This window comes from Vibrio sp. 811 (assembly GCF_033339195.1).
The window spans coordinates 1-832 of sequence record NZ_JAWOUB010000242.1; the positions used below are offsets into that span (position 1 = coordinate 1).

The window sequence follows — 832 nt, forward strand, 5'->3', positions numbered from 1 at the left end:
TCTGCATTGTCACTGCAAGGCGGTAAAACAACGGAGCGCGACATCATTGAGTGGCCACGCGGTTCAAACATCAGTGCTTGTCGAATCCAATCATAATGCTCTAAGAAATACTGACGCTTTTCACTCATCGTGTTGCCCTCAAGTGGTGGAACACCACCAGCCACCAATCTCACTGGGTTTCCACAGGTATGGGCATCGATACAGAAAAAGGTTCCTTGTCTCATTTTTCTCTCCTTGCTGAAGAAATGGGTTGAATCGAATGAGCTTGATGTTATCGTAATGTAAAATATATTGTATACAATCTGCTTTTTCAAATGTGACTTGGAGCATATTCATGTTGGGTAAGGAAGAACTCAGAAATCAAAGCATCGCGGTTATAGGGGCGGGAATCATCGGTTTGTCGATTGGCTTAAAACTGCAACAGCAGGGGTATCGCGTCACCATTTTTGATCCGAATGGAGTGGGCAATGGGTGCTCGAAAGGTAATGCCGGGCACATCGCGACCGAGCAAGTTTTTCCTCTTGCCACGCCGGCCTTGATCCCTCAATTACCTAAGATGTTATTGAGTTCGACAAGTCCAGTTTCTATTCGTTGGCAAGACTTGCCCAATACCGTCGGTTGGATGATACGTTTTTTATTGAAAGCGAAACCCTCAGCGGCAGAAGCTTCCACGCAGGCGATAACAAGCCTTAACACGCGAGCCGTTCAGAGTTGGAATCAGCTATTGGATTCCATTGGAAAAAGTGGGCTTATTAAGATGGATGGTTCATTGTTGACGTTTGAAAGCGAAAGCTTGTTTGAAGGTTATCAAAGTACGCTTGATGTGTTAGCG

The 832-nt window shown here is 45.4% G+C and carries 2 protein-coding genes; one reads left to right on the forward strand and one right to left on the reverse strand.

Features of this window, described 5'->3' with window-relative positions:
• Positions 1-224: proline racemase family protein (locus tag R7Q46_RS26090; RefSeq protein ID WP_318078072.1), on the reverse strand; the 224-nt coding region annotated here is incomplete at its 3' end.
• A gap of 110 nt (positions 225-334) precedes the next feature.
• On the opposite strand from R7Q46_RS26090, the gene R7Q46_RS26095 reads away from it, so the two are divergent.
• Positions 335-832 (forward strand): FAD-dependent oxidoreductase (locus R7Q46_RS26095; protein WP_318078073.1); only part of this gene is annotated, 498 nt, incomplete at its 3' end.